Origin of the sequence: Haemophilus sputorum CCUG 13788 (assembly GCF_000238795.1) — a bacterium.
Classification (GTDB): Bacteria; Pseudomonadota; Gammaproteobacteria; order Enterobacterales; family Pasteurellaceae; genus Haemophilus_A; species Haemophilus_A sputorum.
Window position 1 is genome coordinate 1 of the sequence record NZ_AFNK01000068.1, and the last position, 535, is coordinate 535.

A 535-nucleotide genomic window follows, 5' to 3' on the forward strand; every position below is an offset into this window, starting at 1 on the left:
CTGTCCTTCGACTTGTCGAACCGCCGGCTGAAGGTCGTGCATGACGGCGAGGTCGAGCCCGTCACCTCGAAACTGAAGACCTTGGGGCTAGGCGCCTCGCTTCAGGAAACCGTCGCTGCAAATCCAGAGACCATCAAGGCCGCCGAGTTTTCGGCAGCTTCTGCTAAGCAAGAATCCGGGACCCTGCGCTGGTTGCTCGGCATCAATGCACTTCTGTTCGTGGTGGAAATGACTGCCGGTCTGATCGCCCAGTCCACCGGCCTGATTGGAGAATCCCTGGACAATTTTTCCGATGCGGCGGTGTACGGGCTTGCCCTTTATGCGGTTGGACATAGCGTGAAAATGCAGGTACGTGCCGCGCATCTTGCTGGTGTACTGCAACTGATCTTGGCTGTGGGTGTGCTCGTAGAGGTGGTGAGACGCTTTGTATTCGGTAGTGAGCCTGAATCTCTGGTGATGATGGCTATCGCATTCGTCGCATTGATTGCCAATACCAGTTGTCTGCTGCTCATATCCAAACATCGGGAAGGCGGGG

1 protein-coding gene is annotated in these 535 nt (G+C 56.3%); it reads left to right on the plus strand.

From position 1 onward, the window contains the following. Window positions 1-535: cation efflux transmembrane domain-containing protein (locus HSP_RS0108160; RefSeq protein WP_029495340.1), on the plus strand; the 535-nt coding region annotated here is incomplete at both ends.